General features: G+C 69.9%; 18 protein-coding genes. 1 reads left to right on the forward strand and 17 read right to left on the reverse strand.

What is annotated here, in order from left to right; all coding sequences use genetic code 11:
- Positions 1-140 precede the first annotated feature (140 nt).
- Positions 141-923, reverse strand: coding sequence for an IclR family transcriptional regulator C-terminal domain-containing protein (locus tag AB0B48_RS05980; RefSeq protein WP_124821331.1), 783 nt, complete (start codon positions 921-923; stop codon positions 141-143).
- Positions 924-1,077: 154 nt separating this feature from the next.
- On the opposite strand from AB0B48_RS05980, the gene AB0B48_RS05985 reads away from it, so the two are divergent.
- Complete coding sequence (locus AB0B48_RS05985) at positions 1,078-2,307, forward strand: MFS transporter (RefSeq protein ID WP_357196544.1); 1,230 nt, start codon at positions 1,078-1,080, stop codon at positions 2,305-2,307.
- Here AB0B48_RS05985 and AB0B48_RS05990 read toward each other — a convergent pair.
- From AB0B48_RS05990 to AB0B48_RS06065, 16 genes are all read right to left on the reverse strand, one after another.
- The gene (locus AB0B48_RS05990; RefSeq protein ID WP_355004857.1) at positions 2,283-3,368 is read right to left on the reverse strand and encodes a polyprenyl synthetase family protein; all 1,086 of its coding nucleotides are present in this window, start codon (positions 3,366-3,368) and stop codon (positions 2,283-2,285) included. The genes AB0B48_RS05985 and AB0B48_RS05990 overlap by 25 nt on opposite strands.
- A 90-nt stretch (positions 3,369-3,458) precedes the next feature.
- Positions 3,459-5,012, reverse strand: coding sequence for an NADH-quinone oxidoreductase subunit NuoN (gene nuoN, locus AB0B48_RS05995; RefSeq protein WP_357196547.1), 1,554 nt, complete (start codon positions 5,010-5,012; stop codon positions 3,459-3,461).
- A complete protein-coding gene (locus tag AB0B48_RS06000) occupies positions 5,009-6,544 on the reverse strand; it encodes an NADH-quinone oxidoreductase subunit M (RefSeq protein WP_355004855.1) in 1,536 nt (511 codons plus the stop codon). The genes nuoN and AB0B48_RS06000 overlap by 4 nt, the downstream gene beginning before the upstream one ends.
- A 64-nt stretch (positions 6,545-6,608) precedes the next feature.
- Positions 6,609-8,534 carry an NADH-quinone oxidoreductase subunit L gene (nuoL, locus tag AB0B48_RS06005; RefSeq protein ID WP_355004854.1) on the reverse strand — a complete coding sequence of 642 codons (1,926 nt, stop codon included), beginning with the start codon at positions 8,532-8,534 and terminating at the stop codon, positions 6,609-6,611.
- 12 nt (positions 8,535-8,546) lie between these two features.
- Positions 8,547-8,864, reverse strand: coding sequence for an NADH-quinone oxidoreductase subunit NuoK (gene nuoK / locus AB0B48_RS06010; protein ID WP_355004853.1), 318 nt, complete (start codon positions 8,862-8,864; stop codon positions 8,547-8,549).
- Positions 8,864-9,634 carry an NADH-quinone oxidoreductase subunit J gene (locus tag AB0B48_RS06015; RefSeq protein ID WP_355004852.1) on the reverse strand — a complete coding sequence of 257 codons (771 nt, stop codon included), beginning with the start codon at positions 9,632-9,634 and terminating at the stop codon, positions 8,864-8,866. Before AB0B48_RS06015 ends, nuoK begins: the two co-directional genes overlap by 1 nt.
- The gene (nuoI, locus tag AB0B48_RS06020) at positions 9,631-10,272 is read right to left on the reverse strand and encodes an NADH-quinone oxidoreductase subunit NuoI (protein ID WP_357196553.1); all 642 of its coding nucleotides are present in this window, start codon (positions 10,270-10,272) and stop codon (positions 9,631-9,633) included. Before nuoI ends, AB0B48_RS06015 begins: the two co-directional genes overlap by 4 nt.
- Position 10,273: 1 nt before the next feature.
- Positions 10,274-11,626, reverse strand: a complete 1,353-nt coding sequence (nuoH, locus tag AB0B48_RS06025; RefSeq protein ID WP_357196557.1) for an NADH-quinone oxidoreductase subunit NuoH — start codon at positions 11,624-11,626, stop codon at positions 10,274-10,276.
- Positions 11,627-11,687: 61 nt separating this feature from the next.
- A complete protein-coding gene (locus AB0B48_RS06030; RefSeq protein ID WP_357196560.1) occupies positions 11,688-14,195 on the reverse strand; it encodes an NADH-quinone oxidoreductase subunit G in 2,508 nt (835 codons plus the stop codon).
- On the reverse strand, positions 14,195-15,511 hold the full coding sequence (gene nuoF, locus AB0B48_RS06035; protein ID WP_357196563.1) for an NADH-quinone oxidoreductase subunit NuoF: 1,317 nt from the start codon (positions 15,509-15,511) through the stop codon (positions 14,195-14,197). The genes AB0B48_RS06030 and nuoF overlap by 1 nt, the downstream gene beginning before the upstream one ends.
- Complete coding sequence (nuoE, locus tag AB0B48_RS06040; RefSeq protein ID WP_357196566.1) at positions 15,508-16,572, reverse strand: NADH-quinone oxidoreductase subunit NuoE; 1,065 nt, start codon at positions 16,570-16,572, stop codon at positions 15,508-15,510. Before nuoE ends, nuoF begins: the two co-directional genes overlap by 4 nt.
- A complete protein-coding gene (locus tag AB0B48_RS06045) occupies positions 16,569-17,894 on the reverse strand; it encodes an NADH-quinone oxidoreductase subunit D (protein WP_357196569.1) in 1,326 nt (441 codons plus the stop codon). The genes nuoE and AB0B48_RS06045 overlap by 4 nt, the downstream gene beginning before the upstream one ends.
- Positions 17,891-18,628, reverse strand: coding sequence for an NADH-quinone oxidoreductase subunit C (locus AB0B48_RS06050; RefSeq protein WP_357196572.1), 738 nt, complete (start codon positions 18,626-18,628; stop codon positions 17,891-17,893). Before AB0B48_RS06050 ends, AB0B48_RS06045 begins: the two co-directional genes overlap by 4 nt.
- Positions 18,625-19,302: an NADH-quinone oxidoreductase subunit B gene (locus AB0B48_RS06055; protein WP_124821345.1), complete on the reverse strand. Its 678-nt coding sequence runs from the start codon at positions 19,300-19,302 to the stop codon at positions 18,625-18,627. The genes AB0B48_RS06050 and AB0B48_RS06055 overlap by 4 nt, the downstream gene beginning before the upstream one ends.
- Positions 19,303-19,316: 14 nt before the next feature.
- Positions 19,317-19,682, reverse strand: coding sequence for an NADH-quinone oxidoreductase subunit A (locus AB0B48_RS06060; protein ID WP_007454588.1), 366 nt, complete (start codon positions 19,680-19,682; stop codon positions 19,317-19,319).
- 135 nt (positions 19,683-19,817) lie between these two features.
- Positions 19,818-21,095 carry a geranylgeranyl reductase family protein gene (locus AB0B48_RS06065; RefSeq protein ID WP_357196575.1) on the reverse strand — a complete coding sequence of 426 codons (1,278 nt, stop codon included), beginning with the start codon at positions 21,093-21,095 and terminating at the stop codon, positions 19,818-19,820.
- Positions 21,096-21,136: the final 41 nt, after the last annotated feature.

Genomic DNA, 21,136 nt, shown 5'->3' on the forward strand with positions numbered 1-21,136 from the left:
GTGCGGTGATCCGGTCTTCGTCGGCGTCACCAACGGCCGCCGCGATGTGCAGCTGCTCTACGACGTCGAGGTCTACTCCGAGGCGACCGGTTGAGGCCCCGAGAGGCCCTCTCCCAGCCCGGGAGAGGGCCTCTCGGCGGTCAGTTGTCGCTGGCGATGCCGTCGGCCACGCTGCGGGCCACTGTGAGCAGCTTGGCGCGTACCACCCGGGCGGAGGTCATCATCTCGCTGGCCGGCAACGCGCAGGCCAGCACGACCCGGCGTTCCATGTCCTTGTCCGGCGCGACGAGCACCGCGGCGCAGGCCACCCCCTGGCGGAACTGCCCCATCTCCAGTTGCATGCCGCGCCGGTCGCCGGCGGCCAGGTCCGCCTCGAAACTCTCGGTGGTGGTGAGCGTGGCGGTGGTGAACGGGCGCATGCCGTACTCGCGCAGATAGCGGTAGCGCTGGTCGGTCGTGAGGGTGGCGAGCAGCGACTTGCCGAGCGCTGTCGCGTGCGCACCCTCGTCGAAGCCGGGGACCAGATCCTCCAGGTAGGGCGAGCGGTGGCCCTCGGCGACGGCGGTGAGGGCGACCTGGCCGCCGACGAAACGACCAAGGTAGTGGCTGTAGCCGGTGTCCAGGGCGGCCCGGCGCAGTGTCTCACCGACCGCCGGCGGGCCCCGGAACGCCGTCACCAGCTCCCGGTACCGGTCGGCCACCTCCAACCCCACGATGTACGTGCCGTCCTCGCGACGGATCACGTAGCCCTCGTAGGCGAGGGTGCGAACCAGGTGGTAGGTGGTGGCCACGGTCAGCTCGCAGCGTCTGGCGATCTGCTTGACGGTCAGGCCCTTCGGGGCACGACCGACCGACTCCAGCACCCGTAGCGCTCGGGACACGCTGCGAATCAGGTCCGAAGGTTCTGCCAAGGGGTCGCGCACAACCACCTCCGCCGCCGTGGACTTACACCATATGAAAAACAGGCCCGGTGCGAAATGCCTGTTCGGGTCGAGGATGCCAGATCACCATCCACAGGTTGTTGCCCGCCGGTCACCGGGAGTGCGGTGAGCGGGGCTCGCGTAGGTTTGCCGAACGATGACCGACACCTCGAACACCCCCGATCCGGCCGTTGCCCAACCCCATCCGGTCCGGGCCAGCGCCGGCGCAGTCGTCACCACGGTGGCCTGCGTACTCCCCGTCTTCCTGCTCGGCGGTCTCGCCGTGCAGATGGGCACGGACCTCGGTTTCTCACCGGCCGGCCTGGGCCTTGCCGTCTCCGTCTACTTCGGGGTCAGCGCGCTGGCCTCGGTGCCCTCTGGGCGGTTGGTCGAGCGGTACGGACCGGCGGTGGTCGCCCGCTGCGGCATCGTGCTGGCCGCCGGGTCAATGCTGGCCGTTGCCGCCTTCGCCAGGTCGTACCCGGTGCTGGTCGGTCTGCTGGCGCTCAGCGCCGCCGCGAACGCGCTCGGCCAGTTGGCCAGCAACGCGGCGCTGGCCCAGCACGTGCCGGCCCGGCGGCAGGGGCTGTCGTTCGGTGTCAAGCAGGCGGCCATCCCGGTCTCCACACTGCTGGCCGGCGCGGCGGTGCCCACCATCGCGCTCACCGCCGGCTGGCGCTGGGCGTTCGTGGCCGCCGCCGTGGCGGCGCTGACGACGCTGGCCGCCGTACCCCGACAGTTGCCTGGCCTGGCCCGTCGGGCCGGCGCCGCGCGCGCGGGGCGGGCGACGGCGGCGCTGGTGGTGATCGGCGCGGCGGCGACGTTGGCGTCGGGCGCGGCCAACGCGCTCGGCACCTTCCTGGTGGATTCCTCGGCGGCCCGAGGTCTGTCGCCGGGCCTCGCCGGCCTCACCCTGACCCTGGGTAGCGCTGTCTGCGTGGCGGCCCGGGTGGGCGCGGGCTGGTTGGCCGACCGCCGCGAGACCGGTCACGTCGCCGTCATCGCCGCGATGCTGCTCGTCGGCGCGGTCGGGCTGGGCCTGCTCGCGTTGACCGGCTCGGTGCCGTTGGTGGTCGGTGTGGTGCTCGGCTTCGGCGTGGGCTGGGCCTGGCCCGGTCTGATGAACTTCGCGGTGGTCCGGCTCCACCCGCAGTCACCGGCCGCCGCCACCTCGATCACACAGACCGGGGTGTACGCGGGCGGCTGCCTCGGCCCGCTGAGCCTGGGCCCGCTCGCCGCCCACCTCGGTTACCCGGCGATGTGGACCGTTGCGGCCGTGGCGATGCTGCTCGCCGCCGCCCTCATGCTCGTCGGCAGCCGCTTGTTGACCCGCGCCGGCGCTGCAAAGGGCCGTAGCGTGGATCAGCTGGTGCGGTCGGCGATGTAGTCGCAGAGCGACTCCAACGCGCTGCGGGACGGGCCGTGCGGCAGCGGGGCGAGCTGCGCGCGGGCGTCCTCGGCGTAGCTGCGGACGGTCTCCCGGGCCCGCTTGAGCGCCGGGCTCTCCCGGAGCAGCCCCAACGCCTCGGCGTGCAGCGCGTCGTCGGTCAACGGGCCGGTCGCCAGGATCTCCCGCAGCCGCACCGACGACGCGTCGGAGTCGTCCGCCTCGCGGGCGTAGAGCACCGGCAGCGTCGGAACACCCTCGCGCAGGTCCGTGCCGGGGGTCTTGCCCGACTGCACCGACTCGGAGGCGATGTCCAGCAGGTCGTCGGAGAGCTGGAAGGCGACGCCGATCGTCTCGCCGTACCCGGCGAGGGCCTCCACGTGCTCGGGGGCGGCCCCACCGAACATGCCGCCGAACCGGGCGGACGTGGCGATCAACGAGCCGGTCTTCTCAGCGATCACGTGCAGGTAGTGGGCCACCGGGTCGTCGTCGGCGCGCGGCCCGACCGTCTCCGCGATCTGGCCGTGCACCAGCCGGGCGAAGGTGCGCGCCTGCAACCGGACCGCCTCGGGGCCCAGGTCGGCGGCGATGTCCGCCGCGCGGGCGAAGAGGTAGTCGCCGACCAGGATGGCGACCGAGTTGGTCCACCGGGAGTTCGCGCTCGGCGCGCCCCGACGGACGGCTGCCTCGTCCATCACGTCGTCGTGGTAGAGGGTGGCGAGGTGAGTGAGCTCCATCACCACGGCGGCCGGGACCACCTGCGCACCGGTCGGATCACCGAACTGGGCGCCGAGCGCCACCAGCAACGGCCGGAACCGCTTCCCGCCGGCCTCGACGAGGTGCCGGGCGGCCTCGGTGACGAACGGGTCAGCACTGGCCACGCTGGCCCGCAACTCGACCTCGACCGTGTCCAGCAGACCCAGCACGGACGCCTCGACACGGGGATCGGCGAGGCTCAGGCCAAGCGCGCCGAACTGACTCGTGCTCGCCCGACCCCGTCGACCGCCGGAGCCGGAGGCACCTGAACGCTCGCCCGCCGGATTCACCACGCTATCAACCATGCCACACCCGTTCGACCTGCTCCGGCCCGGGGATACGCACCGGGGGCCGGCACGTGAACACGCGCCGACCCCCGGTGATCGATCCTTCGGTCATCTAACGAATTCGGCGGCTCCGGTAGCCAGATCGAGCAGCGGCGCCGGGGCGACACCCAACACCAGGGTCGCCACCACACCGATCATCAGCGCGGCGGCGGTGAGCCCACCGGGCACCGTGACGGTCGGGGTCGACTCGCCCGGCTCGGAGAGCCACATCATCACCACGACCCGCAGGTACGGGAACGCCAGAATCATGCTGGTCAGCACACCGGCGATCACCAGCCAGGCCTGGCCACCCTCCAGCGCCGGCCCGAAGATGGCGAACTTGCTGGTGAAGCCGCTGGTCAGCGGAATACCGGCGAAGGCCAGCAGGATGAACGTGAACAGCGCGGCGAAGAACGGCGACCGGCGACCCAGCCCGGCCCAGCGGGACAGGTGGGTGGCCTCGCCGTCGTCGTCGCGTACCAACGTCACCACGGCGAACGCGGCCAGCACCGAGAAGCCGTACGCGACCAGGTAGAACATCGTGCCGGCGAGCCCGTCGCGGCTCGGTGCCAACACACCGACCAGCAGGTAGCCGGCGTTGGCGATCGAGGAGTACGCGAGCAGCCGCTTGATGTCGGTCTGGGTGACCGCGAGCACCGCGCCGATGAGCATCGTCAGCACCGCCACCGCGCCGAGGACCGGGGTGAAGTCCCAGTTGGCGTCGGCGAACGCGACCTGGAAGACGCGCAGCAGGGCACCGAACGCGGCGACCTTGGTGCAGGCCGCCATGAACCCGGTGACCGGGGTCGGAGCGCCCTGGTAGACGTCCGGGGTCCAGACGTGGAACGGGGCCGCAGCGGCCTTGAAGAGCAGACCGATGGCGAGCAGCGCCATGCCGGCGAAGAGCAGCACCGGGCTGGCCGGCGACTCACCCACCGCCGCGTGGATGGTGGCGAAGTCGACGCCGGCCGTGCGGCCCGGGATTCCGGCGGTGAAGCCGTAGATCAGGGCCACGCCGAACAGGAAGAACGCCGAGGCGTACGCGCCGAGCAGGAAGTACTTCATCGCCGCCTCCTGACTCAGCAGACGCCGGCGACGGGCCAGCGCGCAGAGCAGGTAGAGCGGCAGGGAGAACACCTCGAGGGCGATGAACATGGTCAGCAGGTCGTTCGCCGCCACGAAGATCAGCATGCCGCCGATCGCGAACGTGGTCAGCGGGTAGACCTCGGTGAGACCGTTGCGACCCTCGGCCTGCCGCCGGTCGTCGGCCGACTCCGCGGTCACCGCGGCCTGGGCGACGAACGCCCCGCCCCGCTCGACCGAGCGGTCACCGATCAGCAGCAGCGCCATGGCGGCCAGCACCAGGATCGCGCCCTGGAGGAAGAGCGTCGGCCCGTCGATCGCGAGCGCCTGGCCCGCCGTGATGATCCGCTCATCGGCGCTGAGGACCACCATGGTCAGTGCCGCGAGCACGGCGAGCAGCGCCAGCGTCAACTGCACCACGTGCCGCCAGCGACGAGGCACCAGGGCCTCGACCAGCACGCCGAGCAACGCGGTGCCCAGCATGATCAGGATCGGAGAGATCGCCGCGTAGTCGATCGACGGCAGCTTCAACTCGGTCACTTTGCCGCCTCCTGGACGGTGCCGCCCACGGACGGCGCCGGGTCGGTTCTGCCGATGTCGTCCATTGTCGCCTGGACGGCGGGGTTGATCACGTCAGTGACCGGCTTGGGGAAGAAGCCGAGCAGCACGATCAGCGCGATCAGCGGGGCGACCACGACCTTCTCGCGCAGGTTGAGGTCCTTGCGCATCCCGTCGACCTCGGTCAGCGCCGGGTTGAGGGTGCCCTGGGTGGTGCGCTGCACCATCCACAGCACGTACGCGGCGGCCAGGATGATGCCGAGCGTGGCGATCACCGCGACCGGCTTGTTCACTGTGAACGTGCCGATCAGCACCAGGAACTCGGAGATGAACGGCGCCGTGCCGGGCAGCGCGAGCGAGGCGAGACCGGCGAAGAAGAGCACACCGGCGAGCACCGGGACGAGCTTGCCGGCGCCACCGAAGTCGCTGATCAGCGACGAACCACGCCGGGAGATCAGCATGCCCACCACCAGGAAGAGCAGGCCGGTGGCCAGCCCGTGGTTGAGCATGTAGAGCACCGCGCCGGTGCCGGCCTGGGTGGTGAAGGCGAAGATGCCTACGCCGATGAAGCCGAAGTGCGCGATCGAGGTGTACGACACCAGCCGCTTGAGGTCGTTCTGGCCGACCGCCAGCAGCGCGGCGTAGACGATGCCGATCACGCCCAGGGCCAGCGCCCACGGCGCGAACCACTTCGACGCCTCCGGGAACAGCGGCAGGCAGTAGCGCAGGATGCCGAAGGTGCCGACCTTGTCCAGCACGCCGACGAGCAGCGCCGCCGCTCCCGCCGGGGCGGCGCCACCGGCATCGGGCAACCAGGTGTGGAACGGGAAGAACGGCGCCTTGATGGCGAACGCGAGGAAGAAGCCGAGGAACAGCCATCGCTCGGTGCCGGTGCTGATGTCGACCTGCGAGAGCGCCTGCCAGTCGAAGGTCTTCCCGCCGACCACCCACAGGCCGATTACCGCGGCCAGCATGAACAGACCGCCGACGAGCGAGTAGAGGAAGAACTTCACCGCCGCGTACTGCCGCTGGTGGCCGCCGTAGCTGCCGATGAGGAAGTACATCGGCACCAGCATGACCTCGAAGAACACGTAGAACAGGAAGACGTCGGCGGCTGCGAAGACGCCGATCATCGTGCACTCGAGGACCAGCAGCAGCGCGAAGTAGACAGGCACCGACCGCTTCGACGACTCCGCGTCGTGCCAGGACGCCAGGATCACCAGCGGCACCAGCACCGCGATCAGCATCAGCATCACCAGCGCGATGCCGTCGGCGGCGAAGGTGAAGCTGACCCCCCAGTTCGGGATCCAGGAGTACGACTCGCGGAACTGGAACCGGTCACCGCCGGCGTTGAAGCTGACCCACATCACCACCGAGAGCACCAGCACGAGCAGCGACCAGGCGAACGCCACCTGCTTGGCCAGCTCCGGGCGGTGGCGCGGCAGGAAGGCCACCACCAGGGCGCCCACCAGCGGCGCCACGGTGAGCACCGAGAGGAACGGGAAGTTGGACATTATGCGGCCTTACCTCCGTCGTCACTGCGTGGTCCGCCGGCGGGGGCGGCCGGAAAGAGGTCGATCACGCCAACCACCCCGCCTGCACCGCCAGGAACGCCGCCATCACCAGCAGCGCACCGGCCAGGATCGAGGTGGCGTACGAGCGGACAAAGCCGGTCTGCATCCGACGGAGGCGACCCGAGCCACCGCCGACCGCGGCGGCGAGCCCGTTGACGAGCCCGTCGATGCCCCGGTTGTCGAGGTACACCAGCGCCCGGGTGAGGAAGATGCCCGGCTTCTCGAAGACCGCCTCGTTGACCGTGTCGGTGTAGAGGTTGCGCCGGGCGGCGGTGACCAGCACCCCGGCCGGCTGCGGCGCGGTGGCGGTGCCGGCGCGGAACAGGAACCAGGCGAGCCCGGCACCGAGCACTGTCACCAGCAGCGACAGGATGGTGATCACGGTGTGCGAGAGGACCGCCTCGTGCTCTGCGTGCTCGCCGCCCAGTCCGGCGGTCTCCGTCAACCAGTCCGGAACGGACGTGGCGAGCAGGAAGCCGGCGCCGACCGACCCGACCGCCAGCAGGATCAGCGGGATGGTCATCAGCTTCGGCGACTCGTGCGGGTGCTCGATGTCCTCGGTCCACCGCTGCGGCCCGTGGAACGTGAGGACGAACAGCCGCGTCATGTAGAACGCGGTGAGCCCGGCGCCGAGCAGTGCCGCACCGCCGAAGAGCCAGGCGGTCCAGTCCTCCCGCTCGAAGGCGGCCACGATGATCGGCTCCTTGGAGAAGAAGCCGGAGAAGGGGAACATGCCGATGATGGCCAGCCAACCCATCATGAAGGTCAACCAGGTGATCTTCATGTACTTGGACAGCCCACCGAAGCGGCGGATGTCGACCTGGTCCTTCATCCCGTGCATGACCGAGCCCGCGCCCAGGAACATGTTGGCCTTGAAGAAGCCGTGCGCCAGCAGGTGCACGATGGCCAGCGCGTACGCCGCGCCGCCGAGGCCGACACCGAGGAACATGTAGCCGATCTGGCTCACCGTCGACCAGGCGAGCACCCGCTTGATGTCGTCCTTGGCAGCACCGATGATGCAGCCGATCAGCAGGGTGAGCGCGCCGACGCTGACCACCACGAGTTGCAGCGTCGAGTTGGCCGAGAAGATCGGGTTGGACCGGGCGATCAGGTAGACGCCCGCGGTGACCATGGTGGCGGCGTGGATGAGCGCCGACACGGGGGTCGGGCCCTCCATCGCGTCCGGCAACCAGGCCTGGAGCGGGAACTGACCGGACTTGCCGGCCGCCCCGAGCAGCAGCAACAGGCCGAGGACCAGCACCGTGGTGCCGGTCAGCGCGCCGACACCGTTGAACACCTCGTCGTACTGGGTGGTGCCCAGGGTGGCGAACATGATGAAGATGCCGATGGCCAGGCCGGCGTCGCCGACCCGGTTCATCAGGAACGCCTTCTTGCCGGCGGTGGCCGCGCTCGGCCGCTCGGTCCAGAAGGAGATCAGCAGGTACGACGCCAGACCGACGCCCTCCCAGCCGAAGTACAGCATCACGTAGTTGTTGCCGAGGACCAGCAGCAGCATCGCCGCGACGAACAGGTTGAAGTACGCGAAGAACCGACGACGGCCCGCGTCGTGCGACATGTACTCCACCGCGTACAGGTGGATCAGGAAACCCACCCCGGTGATCAGCAGTACGAAGACCGCGGCCAGCGGGTCGAACAGCAGGCCGAAGTCGACGCGCAGATCACCGACGGCGATGAAGTCCCAGAGGCTCAGCTCGACGGACTTGTTCTCCAGGCCACGCAGCTGGAAGAAGAAGCTCAGGCCGAGCACGAACGCCGCGCCGATGGCGGCGACGCCCAACCAGTGCCCCCAGCGGTCGGCCCGGCGGCCGAGCAGCAGCAGGATTGCCGCGCTGAGCAGCGGGATCGCCACCAGCAGCCAGACGCCCCCAAGCAGCCCCGTGGCCTGGGCGTATTCCACAGTCTCTTCCACCGGTGGACCCCTCTAGTACTTGAGCAGGTTGGCGTCGTCGACACTCGCCGAGCGTCGCGTCCGGAAGATGGACATGATGATCGCGAGCCCGACCACGACCTCGGCCGCCGCCACCACCATCACGAAGAACGCCATGATCTGGCCGTTGAGGTCACCGTTGATCCGGCTGAAGGTGACCAGCGTCAGGTTGGCCGCGTTGAGCATCAGCTCCACGCACATGAACAGCACGAGCGCGTTGCGCCGGACCAGCACCCCGGCGGCGCCGATGGTGAACAGCACCGCGGCGAGCACGAGGTAGTAGGTCGGCTCGACCGAGAAGAACGATCCCATTACTTGTCCGTCCCCTTCAGCGAGGTCTCCTCGGCGGTCAGCTCGCGCTGCGGAAGGATCGCCGGGGTGCTGCGGTCGGTCAGGCGGCCGTCGGGCAGCCGGGCCGGGGTGGCCACCGAGGAGGAGGTCGCGAAGACGCCGGGGCCCGGCTTCGGGCCGGGGTAGTTGCCCGGGGCGAAGCGTGCCTTCATGGTGGACACCTGGTCGACCTTGTCCTGCTTCCGCCGCTCGACGTGGGCCAGCACCATGGCACCGACCGCCGCGGTGATCAGCAGCGCCGAGGTCAGCTCGAACGCGAAGACGTACTTGGTGAACAGCAGCCGGGCGATGCCCTGCACGTTGCCCTCGGCGTTGACCTGCTCCAGACCGACCGTGTTGGTCCGGTCCAGCGCCTGGTAGAGGCCGGTGCCGACCAGACCGGCGAAGCCCAGGCCGAGCACGATCGCGGCGACGCGCTGGCCGCGCAGCGTCTCGATCAGCGAGTCCGTCGAGTCCCTGCCGACCAGCATCAGCACGAAGAGGAAGAGCATCATGATCGCGCCGGTGTAGACGATGATCTGCACCATGCCGATGAACGGGCCGGCCTGGAGCACGTAGAACACGCCCAGGCAGAGCATTGTCAGCACCAGCCACAGCGCCGAGTGCACGGCGTTGCGCGCGGCCACCATCCCGATCCCGCCGATCAGCGCGAGCGGGGCGAGGATCCAGAAGGTGACCGCCTCACCGGTGGAGACCGAACCCGCCGCGGCGAGCACCGTAGACGTGGTCATGCTCCCTCTCCCTTGCCGCCCGCCACGCGCTGGGCGGCCTGCTCGGCGCCCGGGAACGTCACGCCGGGGTGCTCCTCGACCTGGTAACGGCCGGGGCCCTTCGGGGACGTCTCCGCACCGGCGGAGGTGCCCGGGTTGTCCAGCGCGCCGACGTAGTAGTCCTTCTCGCTGTCACCCAGCCGCATCGGGTGCGGAGGCTGCTCCATGCCCTCCAGCAACGGCGCGAGCAACTGCTCCTTGGTGAAGATCAGGTCCTGCCGGTTGTCCCGCGCCAACTCGTACTCGTTGCTCATGGTGAGCGACCGGGTCGGGCAGGCCTCGATGCACAGCCCGCAGAAGATGCAGCGGGCGTAGTTGATCTGGTAGATGCTGGCGTACCGCTCACCCGGCGAGAAGCGCTCCTCGTCGGTGTTGTCGCCACCCTCGACGTAGATCGCGTCCGCCGGGCAGGCCCAGGCGCACAGCTCGCAGCCGATGCACTTCTCCAGGCCGTCCGGGTGCCGGTTGAGGATGTGCCGCCCGTGGTAGCGCGGCGCCGACACCGGCGGCTTGAACGGGTAGTCGGTCGTGACGACCTTCCTGAACATGTGCGAGAAGGTGACACCGAATCCCTTGAACGTTCCGGTGATCGCGCCCACGTCACACCTCCCTGGAGTCCGAGCCGGCAACGATGTTGGCCGGCTCCCGCTCGGCGACCACGCGCGTGATGCGCGGGCTCGGTGGTACCTGAAGATCCATCGGTGGCAGCGGGAAGCTCCCGTGCGGCCGGTTGTCGACCTGTTCCTGCGTCGTCGGCTTCGGCGTCGGGCGCCGGCTGGGCCAGAAGATCGTGGCGATCAGCAGGATGCCGGCCGGGATGCCAACGGCGATCACCTTGCCGCGGGTGTCCCAGTCCTCGATGGAGCGCAGGCCCGACAGGACCAGGATCCAGGCCAGGTTGATCGGCAGCAGCACCTTCCAGCCGAGCCGCATGAACTGGTCGTACCGCAGCCGGGGCAGCGTGCCACGCAACCACACGAAGACGAAGACCAGGGCGATCACCTTGCCGAAGAACCAGAGCATCGGCCACCAACCGGAGTTGGCGCCCTCCCAGATGGTGATCGGCCAGGGTGCCCGCCAACCGCCCAGGAACAGCGTGGTGGTGACAGCGGACATGGTCACCATCGCGACGTACTCGCTGAGCATGAAGAGCGCGAACTTCAGCGAGCTGTATTCCGTCATGAAGCCGGCGACCAGCTCGGACTCGGCCTCGGGCAGGTCGAACGGCGCCCGGTTGGTCTCACCCACTGTGGCGATGAAGAAGATGATGAAGCTCGGCAGCAGCAGGATCGCGTACCAGCCCGGTGCCGGGATGGTCTGGCCGAAGACGGTCAGCTCGGTGCCGTCGCCCTGAGCGGCGACGATCCCGCTGGTGCTCATCGTGCCGGCGGTCATGAAGACCGCCACGATGCTGAGCCCCATCGCGACCTCGTACGAGATCATCTGGGCGCTCGACCGGAGACCACCCAGCAGCGGGTACGTCGAGCCCGAGGCCCAGCCGCCGAGCACGATGCCGTAGACGCCCATCGAGGAGCAGGCCAGCAGCAGCAGCACCGCCACCGGCACATCGGTGACCTGCAACGGCGTGTGGTGACCGAAGATGCTCACCATCGGGCCGAACGGCACCACCGACAGGGCGGTGACCGCGCAGATCACCGAGATGGTCGGGGCGAAGAAGTAGACGACCTTGTCGGCCGCCTTCGGCAGGATGTCCTCCTTGAAGGCCATCTTCAGGCCGTCGGCGAGGGTCTGCAGCAGGCCGAACGGGCCGACCTGGTTGGGGCCGGGCCGCACCTGCATGTAACCGACCACGCGCCGTTCGAACCAGACACCGAGCAGGGTGGCCAGCAGACCGAAGGCGAACGCGAAGACAATCTTGCCGAGGACCAGCCACCACGGATCCCGGCCGAAGTCGGCCAGCGTCGGATCCTGGGCGAGGTAGGAGGGACTCACTGTGCCCACCTTTCGTTCGCGACTGCGGGGCTCACTCGCTGCGCTCGTTCACTCCTCGCACTCACTGGTTACCCCCGGAGTTGAGGAGCGGACCCGGGAGACCGGTCTCGTCGGCCGCCACGCGTCCGGCCGGGATGGCCGTACTCGGTGCGGGGACGGAGATCCGGACGACCGCGCCGGACGTCGCCCCGAGGCTGCGCCGCACGGTCGAGCCGGGTGAGTTGGTCGGCAGCCAGACCACGCCGTCCGGCATCTCGGTGAGTTCCGCCGGCAGGGTCAGTGCCCCCCGGTCGGTGCCGACAGTGACCGCGTCACCGTCGACCACACCGAGTGCCTCGGCGGTGCCCTTACCCAGCCGGACCACCGGCGGGCGGGCGGTCCCGGCGAGGTTCTCGTCGCCCTCGGTCAGGGTGCCGAGGTCCACCAGCTGGTGCCAGGTGGCCAGCACGGCCTCCCCGGCGTTCGGCTGCGGCACGCGGCCCGGTGCGACCGACGGCGCGGCCGGCCGGGACATCCGCGTCGCCGGCAGCGTGCCCAGCTCACGACGCACGCTCAGCACGTCGGCCGTGCCGAGGCGTACGTCGAGCAGCGCGGCCAGCGCGTCGAGCACCCGGCCGTCGGTCATCGCGGAGGTGTTCAGCACCGCCTCGAACGGGCGCAGCCGGCCTTCCCAGTCCAGGAAGCTTCCGGCCTTCTCGGCCACCGGGGCGACCGGCAGCACCACGTTCGCCCGCCGGGTCACCGCGCTGGCCCGCAGCTCGAGGCTGACTAGGAACGGCACCGCGTCCAGGGCGGACTCGGCCAGTCGCGGGTCGGCCAGGTCGGCCGGGTCGACACCGCCGACGACAAGCGCGCCGAGCTGCCCGTTGGCGGCCGCGGCAAGGATGCCGTCGGTGTCCCGACCGGCCTGGCTCGGGATCACCCCGGCCGGGATGTCCCACGCCTCACCCAGCTCGGCCCGGGCGGCCGGCTCGGTGACCAGGCGTCCACCGGGGAGCAGGTTGGGCAGGCAGCCCGCGTCGACAGCGCCGCGGTCACCAGCGCGCCGCGGCACCCAGGCCAGCTTCGCGCCGGTACGTCGGGCCACATCGGCGGCGGCGGACAGTCCACCCGGCACGCTGGCCAGCCGCTCGCCGACGATCAGGATCGCGCCCGGTGCGCTGAGCGCCTCGCTGACCGTGGCGTGCTCGGCGAGCACGCTGGCCTCCTCGCCCGGCACCACCCGGGCCAGCTTGGCACCGAGCTTCTCCAGGCCGCGGGTGGCGAAGGGCGCCAGCGCGTACACGGTCAGAGTCTTCTTCAGGTACGCCTTGCGCAGCCGAAGGAAGAGGATCGGGCACTCCTCCTCGGGCTCCAGGCCCACCAGCACCACCGCTGGCGCGTTCTCCACGTCGGTGTAGGTGACGTCGGTGACCCCGGCGACCGAGCTGGCCAGGAAGTCGGCCTCCTCGCGGGAGACCGGGCGGGCCCGGAAGTCGATGTCGTTGGTGTTCAGCGCGACACGGGCGAACTTGGCGTAGGCGTACGCGTCCTCGACGGTCAGCCGGCCGCCGGTGAGCACCGCGGTGCCCTGCCCGCTCTCGCGAGCGATGTGCAGCCCTTCGGCGGCGACGGTGAGCGCCTCACTCCAGGACGCCTCCCGCAGCTCACCGGTGCGCTCGTCCCGGACCAGCGGAGTGGTCAGCCGGTCGGCGGCCCGGGTGTACTGGAAGCCCCAGCGGCCCTTGTCGCAGTTCCACTCCTCGTTCACCGCCGGCTCGTCGCCGGCCAGCCGGCGCAGCACCTTGCCACGCCGCCAGTCGGTGCGCTGCCCGCAGCCCGCCGAGCAGTGCTCGCAGACGCTCGGGCTGGAGACCAGGTCGAACGGGCGGGCGCGGAAACGGTACTGGGCACCGGTCAGCGCACCCACCGGGCAGATCTGCACCGTGTTGCCGGAGAAGTAGGAGTTGAACGGGACGTCCCCGGCGTCGCCCTCTTCGCCGTACGCGTCGTCCCGGTAGATGTTGATCTCCTCGGCGGACGACCGGCCCATCAGGTCGATGAACTTGTCGCCGGCGATCTCCTCCGAGAACCGGGTGCACCGCTGGCAGAGCACGCAACGCTCGCGGTCCAGCAGCACCTGGCTGCTGATCGCCATCGGCTTCTCGTACTCCCGCTTGTGCTCGTGGAAGCGCGAGTCGGTGCGGCCGGTGGACATCGCCTGGTTCTGGAGCGGGCACTCGCCGCCCTTGTCACACATCGGGCAGTCCAGCGGGTGGTTGAGCAGCAGCAGCTCCATCACCCCCTCCTGCGCCTTCTTGGCGACCGGGGAGGTGATCTGGGTACGCACCACCATGCCGTCGGCGACGGTCTGGGTGCAGGAGGCGACCGGCTTGCGCTGGCCCTCCACCTCGACCAGACACTGCCGGCACGCGCCGGCCGGGGCCAGCAGCGGGTGGTCGCAGAACCGGGGGATCTCGGTGCCCATCTGCTCGGCGACCCGGATCAGCAGCGTCCCCTTGGGGGCGGTGACCTCGACGCCGTCGATGGTGAGGGTGACGGTCTCGGTCTGCTTGGCTACGTCGGTCATCAGTGCGCCCCTACCAGGGTCTTCTCCGACAGCTTGGGTGCGGTCCGACCCTCGATGTAGTCGAGGTAGTCCTGCTTGAAGTACTGCAGCGAGGAGGTCACCGAGCTGGTCGCGCCGTCACCCAGACCGCAGAACGAGCGGCCGAGGATGTTGTCGCAGGTGTCCAGCAGGGTGTCCAGGTCTTCGTGGGTGCCCTGACCGGCGAGGATCCGCCGGTAGACCCGGACCATCCAGTAGTTGCCCTCACGGCACGGGGTGCACTTGCCGCACGACTCATGGTGGTAGAACTCCAGCCACCGGTACGTCGCGTAGACCGGGCAGTCCTGGTCGGAGAAGATCTGGGTGGCCGTGGTGCCGAGGATCGAGCCGGCCGCCGCCACCCCCTCGAAGTCCAGTGGCACGTCCAGGTGCTCGGCGGCGAGCAGCGGGGTGGACGAGCCGCCCGGGGTCCAGAACCGCAGGTTGTGGCCGGGATGCATGCCACCGGCCAACTCCAGCAGCTCGCGCAGCGTGACACCCATCGAGCACTCGTACTGGCCCGGGTTGACGACCCGGCCGGAGAGCGAGTAGATCATCGGCCCGGAGGACTTCTCGGTGCCCATGCTCTTCCACCAGTCGGCCCCACCGAGCACGATCGGCGGCACGCTGGCGATGGTGCCGACGTTGTTCACCACCGTCGGGCTCGCGTACAGGCCGTGGGTGGCCGGGAACGGCGGGCGCAGCCGGGGCTGACCCCGGAACCCCTCCAGCGAGTCCAGCAGCGCCGTCTCCTCGCCGCAGATGTACGCCCCGGCGCCGGAGTGCACCACCAGCTCCAGGTCGTAGCCACTGCGCAGGATGTTCCGGCCCAGGTAACCCTTGTCGTACGCCTCCTGGACCGCGTTGCGCAGCCGGCGCGCGGCGTGCACCGCCTCGCCCCGGATGTAGATGTAGGCGCGGGCGGCCCGGATCGCGTACGAGGCGATGATGACGCCCTCGACCAGCGCGTGCGGGTCGTGGGTCATCAGCGGCAGGTCCTTGCAGGTGCCCGGCTCGCCCTCGTCGGCGTTGACCACCAGGTAGTGCGGCTTGCCGTCGCCCTGCGGGATGAAGCCCCACTTGAGGCCGGTCGGGAAGCCTGCGCCGCCCCGGCCCCGCAGCCCGGAGTCCTTGATCAGCTGGATCAGGTCGTCCGGGTGGGCCTTGAGCGCTTTGCGCAGCGCGGCGTAGCCGTCCAACTGCTCGTACGTGCCGATGCGCCAGGCGTCCGGCGACAGCCAGCGCTTGGTCAGCACCGGCGTCAGCTTGGCCAGCGTCTCCGGGCGGGGAGTGGTCACTTCTGGGCCCCCGTTTCGTTCGCGTCCGCCGGGCCGGCGCCGTCGGCGTCCGTCCCAGCCTTCGCTTCGGTGAGGTTGCGCTCCTGCGCCCCGGCCTCGTCGCCGGCGGGCTTGCCGTCGCTGGCCGGCGCGTTGGCCGCCACGCCGGCGGCCTCGGCCGACCGCGCGTCGCCAGCCTCGGACGCGGTGCCGGTGCCGTCCGTCGGGACCTTCGTGCCGGGGCTGTCACTGGCCTCTGCCGGCCCGGTGACTCCGGCCCCCGTCGGGGCGGACGCCCCGTCGCCGCCCTTGACCGGCGCGGCGCTGGCCTCGACGGGCGCCGGCTTGGCGGCCTCCGCCTTCGCCTTCGCCTCGGCGGCAGCCTTGTCGGCCTCGGCCTTGCTGCGGATCGGGGTGTTCGGGTCGAAGCCCGGCACCGAGACGCCGTGCTGCTGGGCCAACCGCAGCCCGCGCAGGGTGGGCTCGCCCGGCCCGCCGTCGGCGACCGCACCGTCGCGCTCGTCGGCGAAACCGGCGAGCTGCACCGCCATCTCCTTCAGCGTGCAGAGCCGGGCGCCCCGGGTCGGCATCGGCCGACCGCCGGCCCGCAACTCGTCCACCACACCGACAGCGGTGGAGGCGTCCACGCCGTCGAAGAAGTCGTAGTTGACGGTCATCACCGGGCCGTAGTCACACGCCGCCAGGCACTCGGCGTGCTCCAGCGTGATCGTGCCGTCCGCCGTGGTCTCGTCGTGCCCGACGCCCAGGTGCTCGGCGAGGGTGTCGTAGACCTCCTGGCCACCGAGCACGTTGCACATCGTGTTGGTGCAGACGCTGACCAAAAAGTCACCGGTCGGCTTGCGCTTGTACATCGTGTAGAAGGTGGCCACCGCGCCGACCTGGGCCTTGTTCAGCCCCAGCACCTCGGCGCAGAACGCGACCCCGGCCGGGGAGACGTACCCCTCTTCGGCCTGGACCAGGTGCAGCAGCGGCAGCAACGCCGAGCGGGACCGGTCCGCCGGGTAACGGGCGATGATGTCGCGCGCCCGCTCCCGGGTCTCGTCACTGAAAGTCGTCGTCATCGGTCACACCCACCCATCACCGGGTCCAACGAGGCGCCGCCGGCGATCACGTCGGCGATCAGACCGCCCTCGGCCATCGCCGGGAGGGCCTGGAGGTTGACGAAGCTGGGCTCCCGGTAGTGCACCCGGTAGGGCCGGGTGCCGCCGTCGGAGACCGCGTGGACGCCCAGCTCGCCGCGGGGCGCCTCGATGGCGACGTACACCTGGCCGGGCGGGACCCGGAAGCCCTCGGTCACCAGCTTGAAGTGGTGGATCAGCGACTCCATCGACTGACCCATGATCTTCGCGACGTGCTCCAGCGAGTTACCCATGCCGTCCACGCCGATGGCGAGCTGCGCCGGCCAGGCGATCTTGCGGTCGGCGACCATCACCGGGCCGGGACGGAGCCGGTCCAGCGCCTGCTCGACCAGCTTCATCGACTCCCGGATCTCGGCGAGCCGGACCTGGTAGCGACCCCACACGTCACCGTCGGGGTGGGTCGGCACGTCGAACTCGTACGTCTCGTAGCCGCAGTACGGCATGGTCTTGCGCAGATCCCAGGCGAGGCCGGCGGAGCGAAGCACCGGGCCGGTGATGCCGAGCGCCACGCAGCCGGTGACGTCCAGCACCGCGACGCCCTTCGTCCTCTCGGTCCAGATCGGCTGGCCGGAGAGGAGGTCCTCGTACTCCTTGAGCTTCTTCGGCATCATCTTGAGGAACTCGCGGATCTTGACGATCGCCTCGTCCGGCACGTCCTGCGCCACACCGCCCGGCCGCACGTACGCGTGGTTCATGCGCAGGCCGGTGATGGTCTCGAAGATGTCGAGGATGTACTCCCGCTCGCGGAAGCCGTACAACATGATCGAGATCGCGCCCAGCTCCATGCCGGTGGTGGCCAGCCAGACCAGGTGCGACGAGATCCGGTTGAGCTCCATCATCAGCACGCGGATCGTGGTGGCCCGCTCGGTGATGTCGTCGGTGATGCCGAGCAGCTTCTCGACCGCGAGGGCGTACGCCGTCTCGTTGAAGATCGGGGCGAGGTAGTCCATCCGGGTCACGAACGTCGAACCCTGGACCCAGTTGCGGTATTCGAGGTTCTTCTCGATGCCGGTGTGCAGGTAGCCGATGACCGAGCGGGCCTCGCGGACCGTCTCACCCTCCAGCTCCAGGATCAGCCGCAGCACGCCGTGCGTGGACGGGTGCTGCGGACCCATGTTGACGACGATCCGCTCGTCGTTGATCGGGTCGGTGCCCGAGACGATGGTGTCCCAGTCCCCACCGGTGACGGTGAAGACCCGACCCTCGTCGGTCTCGCGCTCGCTGGCGTAGTTCGACGTCGTCACTGGTACGACCTCCGCTCGCTCGGCGGCTGGATCTCCGCGCCCTTGTACTCGACGGGCACGCCGCCGAGTGGGTAGTCCTTACGCTGCGGGTGGCCCTCCCAGTCATCCGGCATGAGGATCCGGGTCAGGTTGGGGTGGCCGTCGAAGACGATGCCGAACATGTCGTACGCCTCGCGCTCCTGCCAGTCCGCCGTCGGGTAGACGGCGGTCACGCTGGGCAGGTGCGGGGCTTCGACGGAGACCGCGGCCTCCAGCCGGACCCGCCGCCGGTACGTCATCGAGGTGAGCAGGTACACCACGTGCAGCCGACGCTCGTCGGCACCGAGGTAGTCCACACCGGACACCGAGGAGCACAGCTCGAAGCGCAGCGCCAGGTCGTCCCGCATCACCTGGCACACCTCGGCGATCCGCTCCGGGCGTACGTGCAGGGTCAGCTCACCCCGGTCGACCACCACCTTCTCGATGGCGTCGTTGAAGGCCGGGTACGCCTCCTCCAGCGCGTCGCGGACCTCGTCGAAGTAGCCTCCGTACGGCCGGGACGCCTCTTCGATGGGCTGGCGCTGGCGGACCAGGCCGCCGTAGCCGGACACGTCGCCGGTGCCCTGGTTGCCGAACATGCCGCGCCCCGCCGGGCTGGCCGGCGGGTACTCCGCCGGGGCGGTGCTGCTGGCGCCGACCGGAGTGACCGGTACCGGCACCCCGCCGTCGTTTGGCTTGTCGGTGGGTGACGTCATTTCGGGCCTGCCTGCGGGTGGAGGTGGTTCTGAGCGTTCATCCAGTTCTCGATGCGCAGCTGCTCCTCGCGGCCCTCGCGGACCGCCCGGGTCCACTCGGCGCGCCGGGCCTTGTCGCTGCGGTACGAGGAGGGCATCGAGCCGTAGGGGACGATCGGAACGTCGCCGCGCTCCTGGCGGGCCGCCAGCATCTTGCGGCCGTTCGGGCCCAGCGGCTCATACATGATCTTCTCGCGGAGCTTGAGGATCGCGTCGATGAGCATCTCCGGCCGGGGCGGGCAGCCGGGCAGGTACATGTCGACCGGCACCACGTGGTCGACGCCCTGCACGATCGCGTAGTTGTTGAACATGCCGCCGCTGCTGGCGCAGACGCCCATCGAGAGCACCCAGCGCGGCTCGGCCATCTGGTCGTAGATCTGGCGCAGCACCGGGGCCATCTTCTGACTCACCCGGCCGGCCACGATCATCAGGTCGGCCTGCCGGGGCGACGCCCGGAAGACCTCCATGCCCCAGCGGCCCATGTCGTAGTGCGGACCACCGGCGGCCATCATCTCGATGGCGCAGCAGGCCAGGCCGAAGGTGGCGCCCCACACGGACGACTTCCGAGACCAGTTGACCAGCTTCTCCACCGAGGTGAGCAGGACGCCGGCGGGAAGCTTCTCCTCGATGCCCATCTGACGTTCCTTCCTCAGTCCCAGTCCAGGCCGCCGCGCCGCCACACGTAGGCGTACGCAACGAAGACCGCGACGATGAACAGGACCATCTCCACGAAGCCGAAGATCGGCAGAGCGTCGAACGAGACCGCCCAGGGGTAGAGGAAGATGATCTCGATGTCGAAGACGATGAAGAGCATCGCCGTCAGGTAGAACTTGATCGGGAACCGCCCGCCGCCGACCGGCTGCGGGCTGGGCTCGATGCCGCACTCGTAAGCCTCGAGTTTGGCCTTGTTGTAGCGACGGGGACCGGCGAAGCGGGCGGCGCCGACGGAAAACAGCGAGAACGCCGCGGCGAGGGCGAACAGCCCGATGATCGGTGCGTAAGGCGAGAGCGACATCGTTTTCTCCTGCTCGTCCTTCCCTGCCCTCGGTGCTTGACGAAAATCACACTATTCACGTCCCTCGCAGTGGCAGTCGGCGGGGGTCGATCTTTGTCGGCATCGGGGCCTTGACCAGCACCGATGCCGTCCTACTTATACGGCTGGGGCGGCCTTCGTCATCGCGTTGATGACCCGATCCATCGCGTCCCCGCCGCGCGGGTCGGTCAGGTTGGCCAACAGCTTGAGCACGAAACGCATCAGCGTCGGGTGTGGCATGCCGTGTTTGGTGGCGATCCGCATGATCTCGGGGCGGCCGATCAGTTTCACGAAGATGCCGCCCAGCCGGTAGTAGCCACCGAGCCGGGCCTTCAACTCGTTCGGGTACGCCAGCAGCGCGCGCTCGCGTTCCGGGCCGGCCGGCCGGGCGAGAGCCTGGACCACGACCTCCGCGGCCAGTTCGCCGGACTCCATCGCGTACGCGATGCCCTCGCCGTTGAACGGGTTCACCATGCCGCCCGAGTCGCCGACCAGCAGCACTCCCCGGGTGTAGTGGGGCACCCGGTTGAAGCCCATCGGCAGCGCGGCACCGAGGATCGGGCCGTCGGCGTTGGTCTCGTCGGTCATCCCCCAGTCCTCGGGGGTGTTGGCGAGCCAGTCGGTCAGCAGCCGGCGGTAGTTGGTCTTGCCGAACGCCGAGGACGAGTTGAGCACGCCGAGCCCGACGTTGACCCGCCCGTCACCGAGGCCGAAGATCCAGCCGTACCCGGGCAGCAGGTTGTCACCGCTGTCCTTGCTGCGCAGCTCCAGCCAGGACTCCAGGTAGTTGTCCTCGTGCTTGGCCGGCGAGCGGTAGTAGCGGCGGACGGCGACACCGATCGGCCGGTCCTCCCGCTTGGCCAGCCCGAGCGCCAGCGGGAACCGGCCGGAGACGCCGTCCGCCGCGACGACCAGCGGGGCGTGGAAGGTGGTGGGCTCCTTGCCCGGCCCGACCTCCGCCTCGACGCCGGTGACGCGGCCATCGCCGTCGAGCACCGGGCCCAGCACGTTGACGCTGGTCCGAAGCTTCGCGCCGGCAGCCACCGCCCTCTGGGCGAGCAGGTCGTCGAAGTCCAGGCGCGTGCGCACCAGACCGTAGTTGGGGAAGCTGGCCAGCTCCGGCCAGTCCAGTTCGAGGCGCACCCCACCGCCGATGACCCGCAGGCCGCGGTTGTGCAGCCAGCCCGCCTCGGGCGAGGTGTCCACACCCATGCGGATGAGCTGGCGCACCGCGCGCGGGGTCAACCCGTCGCCGCAGACCTTCTCCCGGGGGAACTCGGTCTTCTCCAACAACAGCACCCGTACGCCGTGCCGGGCCAGGTGGTACGCAGTCGCTGATCCACCGGGACCGGCGCCCACGACAATGACGTCGGCGTCATGTTCCACCGCGGTCATCCGCGCCTCCTCCCGCACGCTCGTGAAATGCTTCACAAGCC

The organism is Micromonospora sp. NPDC049089 (assembly GCF_040648775.1).
GTDB lineage: Bacteria > Actinomycetota > Actinomycetes > Mycobacteriales > Micromonosporaceae > Micromonospora.

What these genes read in the sequence shown, in the direction of transcription:
- AB0B48_RS05985 (WP_357196544.1), top strand. Translation starts at nt 1,078, where the DNA reads ATGACCGACACCTCGAACACCCCCGATCCGGCCGTTGCCCAACCCCAT.
- AB0B48_RS05990 (WP_355004857.1), bottom strand. Translation starts at nt 3,368, where the DNA reads ATGGTTGATAGCGTGGTGAATCCGGCGGGCGAGCGTTCAGGTGCCTCC.
- AB0B48_RS06000 (WP_355004855.1), bottom strand. Translation starts at nt 6,544, where the DNA reads ATGTCCAACTTCCCGTTCCTCTCGGTGCTCACCGTGGCGCCGCTGGTG.
- nuoK (WP_355004853.1), bottom strand. Translation starts at nt 8,864, where the DNA reads ATGGGATCGTTCTTCTCGGTCGAGCCGACCTACTACCTCGTGCTCGCC.
- AB0B48_RS06015 (WP_355004852.1), bottom strand. Translation starts at nt 9,634, where the DNA reads ATGACCACGTCTACGGTGCTCGCCGCGGCGGGTTCGGTCTCCACCGGT.
- AB0B48_RS06030 (WP_357196560.1), bottom strand. Translation starts at nt 14,195, where the DNA reads ATGACCGACGTAGCCAAGCAGACCGAGACCGTCACCCTCACCATCGAC.
- nuoE (WP_357196566.1), bottom strand. Translation starts at nt 16,572, where the DNA reads ATGACGACGACTTTCAGTGACGAGACCCGGGAGCGGGCGCGCGACATC.
- AB0B48_RS06050 (WP_357196572.1), bottom strand. Translation starts at nt 18,628, where the DNA reads ATGACGTCACCCACCGACAAGCCAAACGACGGCGGGGTGCCGGTACCG.
- AB0B48_RS06055 (WP_124821345.1), bottom strand. Translation starts at nt 19,302, where the DNA reads ATGGGCATCGAGGAGAAGCTTCCCGCCGGCGTCCTGCTCACCTCGGTG.
- AB0B48_RS06060 (WP_007454588.1), bottom strand. Translation starts at nt 19,682, where the DNA reads ATGTCGCTCTCGCCTTACGCACCGATCATCGGGCTGTTCGCCCTCGCC.
- AB0B48_RS06065 (WP_357196575.1), bottom strand. Translation starts at nt 21,095, where the DNA reads ATGACCGCGGTGGAACATGACGCCGACGTCATTGTCGTGGGCGCCGGT.